This window comes from Psychroserpens sp. XS_ASV72 (genome assembly GCF_041224425.1).
Classification (GTDB): domain Bacteria; phylum Bacteroidota; class Bacteroidia; order Flavobacteriales; family Flavobacteriaceae; genus Psychroserpens.
Genome location: NZ_JBGFGL010000085.1, coordinates 301,868 through 316,828 on the forward strand (window position 1 = coordinate 301,868; position 14,961 = coordinate 316,828).

Here is a 14,961-nt window from a genome sequence, read left to right on the forward strand (position 1 = left end):
ATGTTCATAGGAGAAAGCATGAATGACTTAAATGACAACTTAGAGTCACCACTGAAGCTATTGGTTAGCTTTAGTAAGCTTCTGGACCATTATGAAAAACTTATTAAAAGTGATAATGAGTTTTTGGCTGCCAAAGCAAAACGAATTCTTAAAACAGCTGAGGCCTACCCGGTTTTAAGAGAAGGATTCAGTAACGTCTCTACATTGAAAGAACGCGAGAAGGAAATTGAGATCATCCTCCAAGATTCCTTTAGTCCTGTCTTAACTAATAATGAAATTAAAACGGCTTCGGTTCCGTTTCACAATCTTATTTTCAACTCTTCAGAACGTTTCAAAAATATCATTAACGAAGCTGGTAAAGATTTTGAATTGACAATCAAAAACATGCCTGATGAACATAGGTATATTATAGCTTGTACTATTATTCTCAAATTCTGCTATGGCTTCAGCTTAAATTTCAGACGACCATTTTATTACGAAATACCTGATAAAAATGGTATTATGCAATACTATAAGATTTTGTATAATGCTGATTTTACTGAAATTATTCCAACCGAAAATGCTCCTAAGATCACCCAAGACGATGTAGATTTATTACTGGATAATTTTGATAATATTGAGTTGTGGAAGGAAAAATTTCCAAGAAATAGTTACATCTTCAAAGGCTTTGTGATTTCCAATATTTTTAATGTCACTGATGACCAAGCGATTTCCAACATTAAAGCGGCCTTAATTGCTGAAGATAAAAGGCAGAGTAAAGGGTTTATGAGTGATTTTCAAGATATTTTCACTTCATTATTAGGCTTAAACGATGTTAAGGTAGGGTTCTCAATTTACAATGCTCGTGAAGATCGTTTTGAACGTGTTTATGGTGTTGATATGAATAGCTTTCTTCTTGATCATGAGGAATCGGAAAACTGCTGTACAGCACTTTGTAAAGCATCCTATAAAAGACTATTGAAAGAAAAAACGTTTTACTCTATTTCTGATGTAGACAAATTTTATGAGCAGTCTAAAGGAGAGATGCCCCAAATAAAAAAATTCAAGGATCAAAATATTAAAAGTGCCATTTTAGCACCTATAGCCAACGAAGATGGTTTGATGGGTGTTCTAGAATTGGTTTCTGAGATTCCAAAAGCATTAAATAGTATTGTTGCCAATAAGCTCAATGATGTAATGCCATTTATAATCTCTGCGGTGGAACGCTCTAAAAATGATGAGGCAAATCGTATTGAAGCGATCATACAACAGGAATGTACCTCTATACATCCAAGCGTTCATTGGCGCTTTGAAAAGGAAGCAAGAAAGTTCATAAAAGATCAACTTAATGGTAAAGAGCCAAACTTTAACAAGATAGCTTTTGAAGATGTGTATCCGTTGTATGGACAAATCGATATCAAAAAATCTTCCCAAGCTAGAAATTTAGCGACTCAAAAAGATTTGAATATTCAGCTTAATAGTATAAAATCTATTGTTGAGGAGGCTTTGAAAATAGAAAACTTGCCCGTTTATGAACAATATCTTTATCAAATAAATACTTATATTAAAGACTTGGAATCCAATTTCCAAGTAGATAGTGAGCAGGTGATATCCTCTTTTATTAAAGAAGAGATTGATCCGTTACTTGATCACTTGACTAAGACCAACAAGCTCACCGATCAAGTGCAATCGTATGTTGATATGATTGATCAAAAATCAGAATTATTATATGATCATAGAAAGCAATATGATGAGACAATTGCATTGATCAATAAGGAAATGGCTTCGCTTTTAGATAAAAAACAAATTGAAGCGCAAGCGATGTATCCTCACTATTTTGAGCGTTTTAAGACTGATGGTGTTGAGCACAATATGTACATTGGAGAATCCATTACTAAGGAAGAAAGTTTTAATCCGGTTTATCTTTATAATCTTAGACTTTGGCAATTACAGGTGATGTGCGATATGGAAAATGCATTCTACTTGATGCAGTCCCAATTTCCAATGAAACTAGACGTGGCATCAATGATTTTGGTTTTTAATCAACCGTTGTCGATTAGCTTTAGAATGGATGAAAAACAATTTGACGTTGATGGAACGTACAATGCCAGATATGAAATAGTCAAGAAACGAGTAGATAAAGCGTTCATTAAGGGAACTAACGAGCGCATTACCCAAAAAGGGAAAATCACCATTGTGTATTCAAATAAAAATGATGAAACAGAATACCTTAGGTATGTTAGCTTCCTTCAAGCAAAAAAACAACTTCATGATGATGTTGAAATCTTAGAATTGGAAGACTTACAAGCAGTTACAGGACTGAAAGCTATTCGTGTAAGTGTATTGTATCACAAGAAAAGCAACGATAAAAATTTCTATACTTACGAAGATTTAATAAAAGAACTCGAATCATAAATTCCAAGTATAGGATCACTTGCTAAATCCTCAAAATCAGACCTTGAATTTAAAGTTGTAGGTACGGGATCATCAGGTAGTACATCCTCAATTTCTGCACCATTGGTTTTTAAGGCTATTCCGAAGGAAATCACAGAGATAACCATGCCAATCATAAAAATGGTGTAGGTAATTCTTAGGATTCTGTATTTGCGCTCTAATACTTTACCCAAAAAATACAAGTCCTTAGTTAAAGAACTATAAACATATTTTTTGTCTTTTAGAAGTTCATCAATAGCCCATTGGTATTCTTCCAATTTCATTTTATGGAAATTACCAAAAAAGGTTAAATTCACTTTTTTATCCCTTACATCCTCCTTGGTAAACTCTCCACTGGTCACATTCGGTCTTGTGGCAATAATTGAAAGAATCATTGATATCACACAAGACAAGGTAAAAATAGCTGTTGGATACACCAAATAAGGATTGGTGTCTAACTTTGAAATGAGGTTTGCCAAAACTAAAGAAATAATAATGGCATTCACAGAAAGTAAGATATTTGCTTTTGTATCTGCAATATCACTTAGCTTAATATGGTTTCTCAATGCCACCCGATAAAAGGTTTGAATACCTCTTTCCGGACTTTCATTCTTGTATTGGGCTTTATATTGAGCTTTTAATCGCTCGCGCTTTAATCGTTTTTTTTGTTTTTTCTTTGCTTTTAGAAGCTTCGAGAGATTTTTGTCCTTTCTAGGCTGCCATTCACGCAAGGCATAATCGGTATAAAACTGATGTTTTTTTGAAAGTACATTGATATTTTCATCACGCCATTCTGAAGGAGAGAATACTTTTTCATCCCGAAGCTCAAGCTCTTTTCTTAAAAATTCACTAGCTTCCTCAAAGTATTTCTTGCCAAAATGAGAGGCGTCGGCATCTCGAATGATTCTACCCAATTCGGTAGAAGGCTGGTCTTTGAACTTGGTCTCCATAATACACTTGCCAACAGCTTCAATGGTAGATTTATCAACACTGTTTTCTTCCAAAAATTTTGTAGCAATAACCACACTTTTCTCTTCATGATGGTCAGCACCTTCAATATATCCTGTATCGTGAAATAATACAGCTAACTCAAGTATCTTAGCATCGTTTTTTGAAATTTCAGAGTTTTCAATAATTTCTCTTAAACTTTTTAATACGCGTTCGGTATGCTTGTAATTATGATATAGATATTTTGGATCTAATTTGTTCTTAAACAAGTCGAACACATACGTCTCCGCTTTAGAAATGAGTTTGTCCATATTTACTGGGTGATTTTAAGTAAAAATACTAAACTTTAGTTAATGTAAAATAAGCCTTTTGATTTTATCGTAAATTTATGTTAAGCTTGAGGGAAAAGTTAGTTTTTGAGTTTAATTCAGACTAAATAACATAAAATTTTAAACAATAAATCAATTTATGCTTACTTGGAAAGATGTCATCAATTTTTCGGTCAATGGAAATCTAGCACCAAATAGACGTGTTGAAAAAACGGAAACAGAATGGAAAGCACAATTAACACCTGAGCAATATCGAATTACTAGACGAAAAGGAACCGAAGCTCCTCATAGTGGAGCTCTTTGTAAAACGTATGATGAAGGCCAATATAACTGTATCTGTTGCGACGCGCCTTTGTTTGATTCGACCATTAAATTCAGTTCTGGTACTGGTTGGCCAAGTTTTACACAACCTATTACTGTAAATGCGATACAATACAAAAAAGATAATTCCTTCGGAATGGTTCGCGTTGAAGTGATGTGCAATACATGTGATGCCCACTTAGGTCATGTCTTTCCAGATGGTCCAGAGCCAAGTGGTTTGCGGTATTGCATCAATTCAGAATCTATGAAGTTGGTAAAGGAGGTTGTTGATGGACACTAAACTAGAAGTCGCGACGCTTGGTGGTGGTTGTTTTTGGTGTACGGAAGCGGTATTTCAGCAAGTTAAAGGTGTTGAAACCGTAATTTCAGGTTTTTCAGGTGGAACAGTTCCAGGACATCCAACCTATCGTGAGGTATGTTCCGGACTTACAGGTCATGCTGAAGTAGTACAAGTTTCATTTGATGCAAATGTGATTTCCTATGAAGATATATTGGTCATTTTTATGACCACTCATGATCCTACGTCTTTAAATCAGCAAGGAGCAGATCGAGGGACTCATTACCGTTCAGTAATATTTTATCATGATGATTCTCAAAAAGAGATTGCAGAAAACGTCATTATTAATCTTAAGCCCTATTATGAACATCCAATAGTGACTGAGCTTACTGCCTTCAAAGCTTTTTATGAAGCCGATCAGTCACATCAAGATTTTTATAGAAACAATCCAAATCAAGGCTATTGTAATTACGTAATAACACCAAAATTGATGACCTTGAGAAAACTTCATGCTGATAAGCTTAAATAAGCTGAAGATTTACGTAACTTATAGACTTCATTTTTTGAGGTTTTATAAACGTTTATATGAAAATAAACCTAAAGCATACATTTATTGAGGAACTTCCAGCCGACTCTAATACGCAAAATACAAGGCGCCAGGTAAAGGAAGCTTGTTTTTCGTATGTGCAACCCAAACCTACAAAAGATCCTAAATTAATACATGTTTCTGATAAAATGGCTTCGGCTTTAGGGTTTTCTGAAGCAGATATCAAAAGCCAGTTGTTTCTTGATGTTTTTACTGGAAACAAAGTATTTCCAAACACAAAACCGTATGCCATGTGTTATGGTGGGCACCAGTTTGGGCATTGGGCAGGTCAACTAGGTGACGGACGAGCAATTAACCTTTTTGATATAGAAAATAAAACCCAACAATGGACACTGCAACTTAAAGGCGCAGGTGAAACACCTTACTCGAGACAAGGGGACGGACTAGCAGTTTTGCGTTCTTCCATAAGAGAATATTTGTGTAGTGAAGCCATGTACCATTTAGGTGTGCCAACCTCTCGAGCATTATCATTGGCACTCACAGGAGATGAGGTTTTGAGAGATATGTTATATGATGGTAATGCTGCCTATGAAAAAGGGGCTATTGTGACAAGGGTTGCTCCATCATTTTTGCGTTTTGGTAGCTATGAGATTTTTGCCGCACGGCAAGACTTCAAGACTTTAAAAATCTTGGTCGACTATACGATAAGGCATCATTATTCCCATTTAGGGAAACCATCAAAAACAACCTATACGCAGTTTTTTGAAGAGGTTGTGCAGCGAACTCTAGAAATGATTATTCACTGGCAACGTGTTGGATTTGTTCATGGTGTGATGAACACAGATAATATGTCTATTCTCGGCCTAACAATTGACTATGGCCCTTATGGATGGCTTGAAGGCTTTGATTTTGGTTGGACGCCTAATACTACAGACCTTCAGAATAAAAGATACCGATTTGGAAATCAGCCTAATATGGTGCTTTGGAATTTGTATCAATTAGCCAATGCTTTATATCCCTTAGTTGAGTCTGCAGAGCCTTTTGAAAATAGTCTCGAAACTTTTAAATCTGATTTTGAAAGGAGATCACTTGAAATGATGAAATCAAAGATAGGCCTTAATATGTATGATGCAAAAGATGAATTACTTATAAAAAGCCTTGAAGATTGCTTGCTGTTATCTGAAACAGACATGACTATATTTTTTCGGCAACTAGGTAATTTTAAAAAGGGTAGTGCTTCCAAGGGATTGGATTTTGTTAAAGACGCATTTTACAGTCCACAAGAAATTTCAGACAGCATAGCACAACAATGGAGAGATTGGTTTGAACGCTATGATTTCAGATTAGAGAAGGAAACGATTTCAGACAAAGAACGTAGGCTTGGTATGAATGCTGTAAATCCAAAATATGTACTCAGAAATTATATGGCTCAAATGGCCATTGATGAGGCAGATAAAGGAAATTATAAGTTAATCGATGAACTCTATCAAATTCTTAAAAAGCCTTATGCAGAACAAAAAAACCATGAAAAATGGTATGCTAAACGGCCAGATTGGGCTCGTCATAAAGTAGGATGTTCAATGTTATCTTGTAGCTCATAATATGAATCAAATGAAAAAGCTTATATTATTAGTACTGCTTTTTTGTCCAATTCTTATCATTTCACAAGAAGTAATGACAGTAGATACAACTGCCACTCGTACTATTAATGGAACGATAGATCAAATGCTTAAAATTGTTAATGGCGAACCAAATAAGTTAAGAAATTGGGCAGCTTTCAGAAAGTTATTTTTACCTTCAGTTCGCTTTACGGTTGTTCACGATGGCTCAGAAAAATCTTTTGAATCGGCCAATTTAGAGGAAATGATTGAATTCATGAAAGATGACTATTATGATAACGGTTATAAAGAAATATCCGTTCATAGAAAAGTTGATCAATATAATGGGATTTCCCAAGTGTGGGAAGTTGTGAAGCATATTGAACCTGATGGTACTGAAATTATGGGTTTAAACAGTTATCAGCTTATCTATTCGGACCAGCGATGGTGGATCAGTAATTTGATCTGGACCACAGAGGTGGATGGCAAACCTATTCCAAAAAAATATTTAAAAAATTAAAACGTGTTAATGAAAATCAAAACCCAACCAATAGAAACAAATCAATTTAACATACATCTTAGTAAGCACATCATTAAGCTTACTATTATCAGTTGCTTTTTTGTGTTGCTCAATGCTTGTGCTACACATAAAGCACAATACAAAAATGAAGATCTTAAGGTCCAGCCTTTACCTGATAAAGAAATAGATCAAGTATTTTATCTTGTTGGTGATGCTGGAAAATCTCCTGAAGGAAGCATGTCAAAAGCACTAACCGCTTTCAATAACCATATAAAAGATAAAAACACTAAAGATGATTATGTCATTTTTTTAGGAGATAATATTTATCCAGCTGGACTGCCCGATAAAGATAATAAACACAGAAAAGAAGCGGAAAATGCACTAGATGGACAAATAAAATCTGTTAAAGGGTTTGAAGGGGAAGTCTTGTTTATTCCAGGAAATCATGATTGGTATACAGATGGTCTTAAAGGACTCAAGCGACAAGAAAAATATATAGAAGATGCTTTAGGCAAAAATACATTTCAGCCCGAAAATGGTTGTCCGCTAGAGGATATCGATATTGGAGATAACATTAAACTAATTGTCATAGATACACAATGGTATCTAGAGAATTGGGATAGGAACCCTACGATTAATGATGAGTGTGAGATAAAAACCAGAGAACGCTTCTTTCAAGAGCTTGAAGGAGAAATAAAAAAGGCACAAAACAGAACGATTGTACTTGCTATGCATCACCCAATGTACACCAATGGGATTCATGGCGGACAATACAGTTGGTCAAAGCATATTTTTCCAACACAAGAAGATATTCCTGTTCCAATACTTGCCTCATTAATTACTCAAATTAGAACCCAAGGAGGTGTGTCGATTCAAGATCGTTATAATGAACGTTATAATGAACTAATGAAACGTATCGAGACTTTAACATATGATACCGATCGCATTGTTTTCGTTTCAGGTCATGAGCACACTTTGCAGTACATTGAAAATGAAAATACCAAACAAATTGTTTCCGGTTCTGGTGCCAAGGAATCTTATGCGGCTTTAAAAAATAATGGGTTGTTTTCTTATGGAAAGCAAGGTTTTGCTGAATTGAAAATCTACAAAGATGGTAGTACTTGGGTGCAATTTTATGGTGAAGAAAACGGACAACCAATTCCGCTTTTTACACATCAAGTCCTCAAGAAAATTGAAGAATATGATCTTTCATCACTTCCAGATAGCTTTCCAAATGAAGTCGAAGTGTCTGTTTATGATGAAGAAGAAACCGATAGAACAGGTTTCTTTGAAACCATTTGGGGAGAACGGTATCGCGATGTCTATTCTAGAAAAATCACTGCTAAGGTTGCAACTTTAGATACACTTTATGGTGGATTGGAGGTCGTGAGACCAGGTGGTGGACATCAAACACGATCAATTAGGTTAAAAACAAAAGATGGTCGTGAACTCAATATGAGAGCACTTCGCAAAAGTGCTACGCAATACCTCCAAACTGTACTGTTTAAAGAAGATTATGTTCAAGAAGAGTTTGAGAAAACAGCTATTGAAAGCTTGATTTACGATTTTTATACAGCAGCGCACCCTTATGCTTTTATGGCCATTCCTGATTTGTCAAATGCTGCTCAAGTATACCATACAAATCCTAAAATATTCTACATACCTAAGCACAAACACCTTGGTAAATATAATGAGAACTATGGTAATGAGCTTTACATGATTGAAGAACGTCCAGAAGAAAACTATACTGATGAACGTAATTTTGGCTATGCCGATGACTTAGAAAGCACCCATGATATTATTGAAAAAATACGAGAGGATGAAAAGCATAAAATTGATGAAAATGCTTTTGTAAGAGCACGATTGTTTGACATGCTTGTGGGTGATTGGGATCGTCATCAAGATCAGTGGCGTTGGGCTCAGTTTGATCATGAAAATGGCGACAATTATTACAAACCTATCCCTAGAGATCGTGATCAAGTTTTTTCAAATTTTGATGGTGCTCTTTTAGGGTTGATGCGACAATTGTCAGGATCTGCAAATCAACTGCAGGTTTATGATGAAGAGTTGAAGAATCTCGAGTGGATGAATGCTGCTGGAATTAAGCTTGACCGTATATTGATTCAAGAATCGGAAAAGGACACATGGTTGAAACAAGCAAAATTCTTACAAGAGCATGTGACTGATGAAGTTATTGATGTAGCTTTTTCAAAAGTACCAAAAGAGGTCCAAGATGAAACGCTTGAAGACATAAAGGAAAAACTTAAGGGACGTCGTTCCAATCTTTTGGATATAGCGGAACGTTATTATAACATCCTAAATGAATTAGTCATCCTATGTGGAACCGATAAGGACGACTATATTGAAATAAAACGTATTGGAGATAAAAAGACACAAATTATCATTTCAAGAATTATCGATGGTGAGAAGGGAGAAGTCCTTGTTGATCGCATTTTTGATAGAGATGTTACGAAGGAAATATGGGTTTACGGATTGGATGACAAGGATGTTTTTGAAGTCACAGGGAAAGCCAATAACTTGATTTTTATAAGACTTATTGGTGGTCAGGAAAACGACACCTATAAGATTACGTCAGGACGACGCATTAAAGTCTACGACCATAAAAGTAAACCGAATACTGTAGAAGAAAATAAAGGAGCCTCACTACGTTTTACTGATGTCTATAAATTGAACCTTTTTGATTTTCAAAAGAAGATAACTGTTAATAGTTTGATTACGCCTGCGATTGGTTTTAATCCAGATGATGGTATTTCTCTTGGAATTTCCTACTCAAAAACCAAAAATGGCTTCCAACGAAATCCCTTTTCCCAACAACACCGATTTAGAGGTGGTTACTTTTTTGCTACTAGTGGTTTTTCTCTTGAGTATAACGGCGAGTTCGCTAATTTCTCTCAAGATTGGAATCTTCATGTTGGAGGTCGCTTTACGTCTGAAAATTTCACGTACAATTTCTTCGGCTATGGAAACGAAACCGAAAACTTTGATGATGAATTAGATTTTGATTACAACAGGGTTAAAACAAGTATTTATGCAGCAAAAGTTGGCATTCTCAAGAAAGGAAACTTTGGAAGTGATTATGGGTTTAGAGCTGTTTTTGAAGCTATTGAAATAGATTACACACCCAACCGGTTTATTCAAGATATCATCCCTTTGGAGTCTGATGAGTTTTATGACAGACAATTGTTTGGAGGTGTAGAAGCAGAATATAAATATCAAAGTTTCGATGATGTTTTAACACCTACGAGAGGCATGACATTTTTGCTTAATGTTGGTGGTAAATCAAATCTGGATGATACCAATCAGACACACGCTTATATTAATTCTAACTTAGGGTTTTACAACGCTATTTCAAAAAACAGAAAATTAGTGTTGAAAACCGATGTGAGAAGTCAATTTAGAATCGGAAACTTAAACAGTATCCAGTTTTATCAAGCTTCTAATATTGGAGGTAGAAACGGATTGCGTGGCTATAGAACGGAACGCTTCACTGGTAGAAATTCCTTTGTTGGAAGTGCTGATTTACGCTATGCATTCGATTCTTTCAAAACAAGTATTCTACCGCTTCAGATCGGAATTTTTACCGGATTCGATGTAGGAAGAGTGTGGTTGAAAGGTGATTTTTCTGAACAATGGCACAATGATTATGGTGGCGGATTTTGGGTCACTGCTGCTGAAAGCCTTTCAGGAACATTCAATCTTTTCAATAGTCCTGAAGGGTTGCGATTTTCTTTCGGTTTCGGACTTAATTTTTAGAAAAGTCAAAGGTGTAAATATTACCACCTGACGAACCATTTTGTTCGTCGGTGATCATGACAGTTGTATCGTTTAAAAATGTGATTCCTTCTTTTTGCGTATCATGTTCAAAATCGATTGCTTCAACTTTGCCGCTAAAAAAATCATCGTTTTTGAAATCATCGAGTTTCCAAAGTTTATCGTGATTTAATAGCACTACAATTTTGCCGTCATCACTAATATCTGCTGAGGTTACCTTAGTGTCTTTTCCATCTAGCTTATAAGTTGAAATCAATTGAGCTTCATGTTTCCCTTCCTGATTTGGTACTTTGATGAGTTTGGTTTTTTTCGGGCTTTTACTGAAGATGTAAAACGCATTATTATATATAAAGAACGATTCAAAATCTTCGTAGTCAATATCATCAGGTAAAGTAAAACTAATACTTACAGGCGTGACAGAATTGTTTGCAGATACGGGATTTCGAACTTTGTAAATGTGAAACGTTTTTTCCTTTTCATTGTTGTTTCCAAAGTCACCAACATAAATATTCCCTTCAGAATCTGAAGTTAAATCCTCATAATCTTCATTTGGCACACCTTTAAGCTCTATTCTTTTGACGATGTCGCCTTTGGAGTTAAGCCCATAAATGTAGTTGTCGTTTCCAGCATCTTGAATAACCCAAAATAAGTCTGAACCATTGACGATTTCAACCGCTGAGGTTTCCTTAAGGTTTAGTGGTAAACTGGCAACTACTTTTAAATGTCCTGTATTACAAGACATCAATAACAAACAAACAATAAAATATTTCAAATTAAAACTCATAATGCACAATGTAAAAAAGCTAATGTGTGTTCTCAAATTTTAAATCTTAAACTAATTATAAAATTTCTTTTTTGGTTTATAAATGTATCATTTATAGCTTTGGAAAAACAAATAGACTATGAATTCAGCCCAAGACCTTTTACAACTCATTCATTTAGAACAACAGGATGAAAATCGGTTTCAAGGAATGAGTAAAACAGTTGGAAGTCCTAACGTGTTTGGTGGTCAAGTGTTGTCACAAGCTGTAAATGCTGCCAGTAGAACAGTTCATAACGATAGGGTTTTACATTCCTTACATTCTTATTTTTTAGAGCCAGGGAATCTCAGCATTCCAATTGTTTACAATGTTGAGGTAGTTAGAAATGGTGGTAGTTTTTCGGTACGACGAGTTACAGCACAACAGGAAGGAAAGATCATATTTATACTTTCGGCATCATATCATAAAGAGGAAATAGGACATGAGCACCAAATTCAAATTAAAAGTGATATAAAACAGCCAGAGGATTTGATGAGTTGGACAGAAATGTTAGGGCGTTTTGGTGATCACTTGCCAAGTAAAACCAAAGGGTTTTTAGAAATTGATCGTCCTGTTGAATTCAAACCTACGCAAATCGTCAATCCTTTAAATACCAAAGATTTACCGCCTTACACAGATGTTTGGGTAAAGTTGAAAGGCAACGTGTCACAATTAAATCGATCAGAAAAGCAGCAGATTCTGACGTATATTTCAGATTATAATATTTTAACCGCAGCAATGAATCGTCATGCGAGTAAAGCCAATTGGAATAACACCCAAACAGCGAGTTTAGACCACTCTATGTGGTTTTTTAGAGATTTTGATTATGATGATTGGTTGCTATATTCTTTAGAATCACCAAATACCGTAGGTGCTAGAGGTTTTGCAAAAGGGAATTTATTCACGAGAGATGGTGTCTTGATTGCCTCAGTGGCGCAAGAAGGTTTGATGCGTCCCAAATAAACAGAACAATATGCTTAAAATAGGTCACAGAGGAGCCAAAGCTTATGTTGCAGAAAATACCATAGCTTCAATCAATAAGGCATTGGAATTGCACGTTGACGGTATTGAAATTGACGTGCATTGTTGTGCTTCTGGTGAATTGGTGGTATTTCATGATTTTACGCTTGACCGTATGACCAATGGTTCTGGAGAGGTTTCAAAATTAACACTTCAAGAATTGAAACAGTTGAAAGTAAATGGGAAGTATAGCATCCCAACATTGCAAGAGGTTCTAAACAAAATTGATAAACGATGCCTGATTAACATCGAACTTAAAGGAAAGGGAACGGCTAATACAACCATGCAAATGATTCAAGAGTATATATCGAATCACAATTGGTCAAATGAACACTTCTTAATCTCGAGTTTTCAGCATCATGAGTTGGAGGCAGTATATGATGAAAACCCTAAACTTCGATTAGCAGTTTTAACTAAAGCCAGTGTTTCAGAAGCTATTGAATTCGCACAAACAATAAATGCTTATGCCATTCATCCTAACCTGGCACTTTTAACCAAAGACAATGTAAAAACAGCTCAAGATAAAGGCTTTAAAGTGAATGTTTGGACTGTTAATGATAAAGAAGCTATTGAACGAATGAAACGATATGGTGTTGATGGCATCATTTCAGATAATCCAGATCTCATTTGAAAACTTACGATGTCATAATTGTTGGTGGTGGTGCTGCAGGTTTTTTTGCAGCCATAAACATAGCTGAGCGAAATCAAAATTTAAGTATTGCCATTATAGAACGCGGAAAGGAAGGGCTTCAGAAAGTAAAGGTGTCTGGAGGAGGTCGCTGTAATGTTACACATGCTGAATTTATGCCTTCAGAATTGGTTCAAAATTATCCAAGAGGTGAAAAGGAACTTTTGGGACCATTCCACCAATTCATGACTGGCGATACCATTGCATGGTTTGAAGATCATGGTGTCGAATTGAAAACAGAGGAAGATGGTAGAATGTTTCCTATATCTGATTCATCTCAAACTATAATAGATTGTTTTCTGGAACAGGTTAAAAACCATCAAATAGAGGTCTTTTATAAGCATAATTTGTTGCAAATAGCTTCTGAAAACGGACAATGGATACTTCAAACCAATCAAGATGATTTTTTGTGTGATAAGATGATGTTGACAACGGGTAGCAATACCAAAATATGGAAACTGTTACAGCAACTTGGACATACAATTTCAGAACCAGTACCATCGCTTTTTACTTTTGATATCAAAGATGATCGCATAGCAACCATTCCTGGAGTGGTGGTTAAAAATGTAGATGTCAAAGTATTAAATTCAGACTTGTCTAGCGAAGGTCCGCTTTTAATAACGCATGTTGGCATGAGTGCGCCAGCTATATTGAAATTATCGGCTTTTGGTGCTTTGGAATTGGCAAAACGCAATTATCAATTTGACATTGAAATCAATTTTGTCAAACACAGTTTTGAGGATTGTTTAAACCAATTGAAAGCATTAAAGCAAGAATGGTCTAAGAAAACCGTGTCTAAATTCACTCATTTTGACTTGCCAAAACGTTTATGGCAAAACTTGGTTTTGGCCTCTAATATCTCCAAAGACTTACGTTGGGCTGATATCAATAAATCACAATTGGAAACATTGGCAGGACAATTGACAAAAGCCATCTTTAAGGTCACAGGGAAAAGTACCTTTAAAGAAGAATTTGTTACGGCTGGAGGTGTAGATTTAACCGAAATAAACTTTAAAACCTTTGAAAGTAAACGCCATAAAAACTTGTATTTTGCAGGTGAGATTTTAAATATTGATGCCATTACTGGTGGATTCAATTTTCAAAATGCATGGACAGGTGCTTATATTGCAGCTAAAAGTATTTCAGAATCATGAACACATACATTGCGCTTTTAAGAGGAATTAATGTTGGCGGACACAAAAAAGTGCCAATGGCTGAATTACGTAAATTATTGACAAATTCAGGATTTGAAAATGTAAGCACTTACATTCAAAGTGGCAACGTGATTTTGAATTCCTCACTGTCAGATATAAAAATGATAGAAGACAAAATTCAGAAGTCTATTTTAGAGCATTTCGGCTTTGAAGTGACTGTATTGGTCAGAACTAGAAATCATTTTTTGAATAATTTTAATAATTGTCCGTTTAAGCAAGAACAAAAAGAAAATAGTTATTTTGTCTTGTTAAGTGATGTCCCAAAAAGTGAAAATTTGGAAAAAGTTAAAGACATTAGCTATGAAAACGAAACCTATCAAATTATTGAGGATTGTCTCTACTTTTATTCTTCGGTTGGATATGGAAACTCGAAATTTAACATGAATACTTTCGAGAAGAAATTAAATATGAGCGCAACCACTAGAAATTATAAAACGATGGTTAAATTATTAAGCTTATCAAAAGAACTTGAGAACAGACCGTAGATATTCCTTA

The 14,961-nt window shown here is 35.3% G+C and carries 12 protein-coding genes; 10 read left to right on the forward strand and 2 right to left on the reverse strand.

What is annotated here, in order from left to right; all coding sequences use genetic code 11:
* A complete protein-coding gene (locus AB9K26_RS14920; protein WP_369973372.1) occupies positions 1–2,394 on the forward strand; it encodes a GAF domain-containing protein in 2,394 nt (797 codons plus the stop codon).
* On the opposite strand, the gene AB9K26_RS14925 is transcribed toward AB9K26_RS14920, so the two are convergent.
* Positions 2,361–3,671, reverse strand: coding sequence for a Pycsar system effector family protein (locus AB9K26_RS14925; RefSeq protein ID WP_369973373.1), 1,311 nt, complete (start codon positions 3,669–3,671; stop codon positions 2,361–2,363). The genes AB9K26_RS14920 and AB9K26_RS14925 overlap by 34 nt on opposite strands.
* A gap of 157 nt (positions 3,672–3,828) precedes the next feature.
* On the opposite strand from AB9K26_RS14925, the gene msrB reads away from it, so the two are divergent.
* Genes msrB through AB9K26_RS14950 form a run of 5 tightly spaced genes read left to right on the forward strand, consistent with a single transcriptional unit; the run spans position 3,829 to position 10,726 of the window.
* The gene (gene msrB, locus AB9K26_RS14930) at positions 3,829–4,290 is read left to right on the forward strand and encodes a peptide-methionine (R)-S-oxide reductase MsrB (RefSeq protein WP_369973374.1); all 462 of its coding nucleotides are present in this window, start codon (positions 3,829–3,831) and stop codon (positions 4,288–4,290) included.
* Positions 4,280–4,816, forward strand: coding sequence for a peptide-methionine (S)-S-oxide reductase MsrA (gene msrA, locus AB9K26_RS14935; protein ID WP_369973375.1), 537 nt, complete (start codon positions 4,280–4,282; stop codon positions 4,814–4,816). Before msrB ends, msrA begins: the two co-directional genes overlap by 11 nt.
* Before the next feature lie 56 nt (positions 4,817–4,872).
* Positions 4,873–6,435 carry a YdiU family protein gene (locus AB9K26_RS14940; protein ID WP_369973376.1) on the forward strand — a complete coding sequence of 521 codons (1,563 nt, stop codon included), beginning with the start codon at positions 4,873–4,875 and terminating at the stop codon, positions 6,433–6,435.
* Between the two features lie 10 nt (positions 6,436–6,445).
* The gene (locus AB9K26_RS14945; protein ID WP_369973377.1) at positions 6,446–6,952 is read left to right on the forward strand and encodes a hypothetical protein; all 507 of its coding nucleotides are present in this window, start codon (positions 6,446–6,448) and stop codon (positions 6,950–6,952) included.
* 9 nt (positions 6,953–6,961) lie between these two features.
* Positions 6,962–10,726, forward strand: a complete 3,765-nt coding sequence (locus AB9K26_RS14950) for a metallophosphoesterase (RefSeq protein ID WP_369973378.1) — start codon at positions 6,962–6,964, stop codon at positions 10,724–10,726.
* Here the strand turns inward: AB9K26_RS14950 and AB9K26_RS14955 are convergent.
* Positions 10,716–11,528 carry a hypothetical protein gene (locus AB9K26_RS14955; RefSeq protein WP_369973379.1) on the reverse strand — a complete coding sequence of 271 codons (813 nt, stop codon included), beginning with the start codon at positions 11,526–11,528 and terminating at the stop codon, positions 10,716–10,718. The two genes, AB9K26_RS14950 and AB9K26_RS14955, sit on opposite strands and share 11 nt — an antisense overlap.
* A 118-nt stretch (positions 11,529–11,646) precedes the next feature.
* Between AB9K26_RS14955 and AB9K26_RS14960 the strand changes: the two genes are divergently transcribed.
* Genes AB9K26_RS14960 through AB9K26_RS14975 form a run of 4 tightly spaced genes read left to right on the forward strand, consistent with a single transcriptional unit; the run spans position 11,647 to position 14,951 of the window.
* A complete protein-coding gene (locus AB9K26_RS14960) occupies positions 11,647–12,507 on the forward strand; it encodes an acyl-CoA thioesterase (protein ID WP_369973380.1) in 861 nt (286 codons plus the stop codon).
* Between the two features lie 10 nt (positions 12,508–12,517).
* Complete coding sequence (locus AB9K26_RS14965; protein ID WP_369973381.1) at positions 12,518–13,195, forward strand: glycerophosphodiester phosphodiesterase; 678 nt, start codon at positions 12,518–12,520, stop codon at positions 13,193–13,195.
* Positions 13,192–14,406 (forward strand): NAD(P)/FAD-dependent oxidoreductase, encoded by a 1,215-nt coding sequence (locus AB9K26_RS14970; protein ID WP_369973382.1) that lies wholly within the window; start codon positions 13,192–13,194, stop codon positions 14,404–14,406. Before AB9K26_RS14965 ends, AB9K26_RS14970 begins: the two co-directional genes overlap by 4 nt.
* Complete coding sequence (locus tag AB9K26_RS14975) at positions 14,403–14,951, forward strand: DUF1697 domain-containing protein (RefSeq protein WP_369973383.1); 549 nt, start codon at positions 14,403–14,405, stop codon at positions 14,949–14,951. The genes AB9K26_RS14970 and AB9K26_RS14975 overlap by 4 nt, the downstream gene beginning before the upstream one ends.
* Positions 14,952–14,961: the final 10 nt, after the last annotated feature.

Coding starts and splice junctions, on each gene's coding strand:
- AB9K26_RS14955 (WP_369973379.1), bottom strand. CDS start 11,528: ATGAGTTTTAATTTGAAATATTTTATTGTTTGTTTGTTATTGATGTCT.
- AB9K26_RS14950 (WP_369973378.1), top strand. CDS start 6,962: ATGAAAATCAAAACCCAACCAATAGAAACAAATCAATTTAACATACAT.
- AB9K26_RS14925 (WP_369973373.1), bottom strand. CDS start 3,671: ATGGACAAACTCATTTCTAAAGCGGAGACGTATGTGTTCGACTTGTTT.
- AB9K26_RS14945 (WP_369973377.1), top strand. CDS start 6,446: ATGAAAAAGCTTATATTATTAGTACTGCTTTTTTGTCCAATTCTTATC.
- msrA (WP_369973375.1), top strand. CDS start 4,280: ATGGACACTAAACTAGAAGTCGCGACGCTTGGTGGTGGTTGTTTTTGG.
- AB9K26_RS14960 (WP_369973380.1), top strand. CDS start 11,647: ATGAATTCAGCCCAAGACCTTTTACAACTCATTCATTTAGAACAACAG.
- AB9K26_RS14920 (WP_369973372.1), top strand. CDS start 1: ATGTTCATAGGAGAAAGCATGAATGACTTAAATGACAACTTAGAGTCA.
- AB9K26_RS14975 (WP_369973383.1), top strand. CDS start 14,403: ATGAACACATACATTGCGCTTTTAAGAGGAATTAATGTTGGCGGACAC.
- msrB (WP_369973374.1), top strand. CDS start 3,829: ATGCTTACTTGGAAAGATGTCATCAATTTTTCGGTCAATGGAAATCTA.
- AB9K26_RS14965 (WP_369973381.1), top strand. CDS start 12,518: ATGCTTAAAATAGGTCACAGAGGAGCCAAAGCTTATGTTGCAGAAAAT.
- AB9K26_RS14940 (WP_369973376.1), top strand. CDS start 4,873: ATGAAAATAAACCTAAAGCATACATTTATTGAGGAACTTCCAGCCGAC.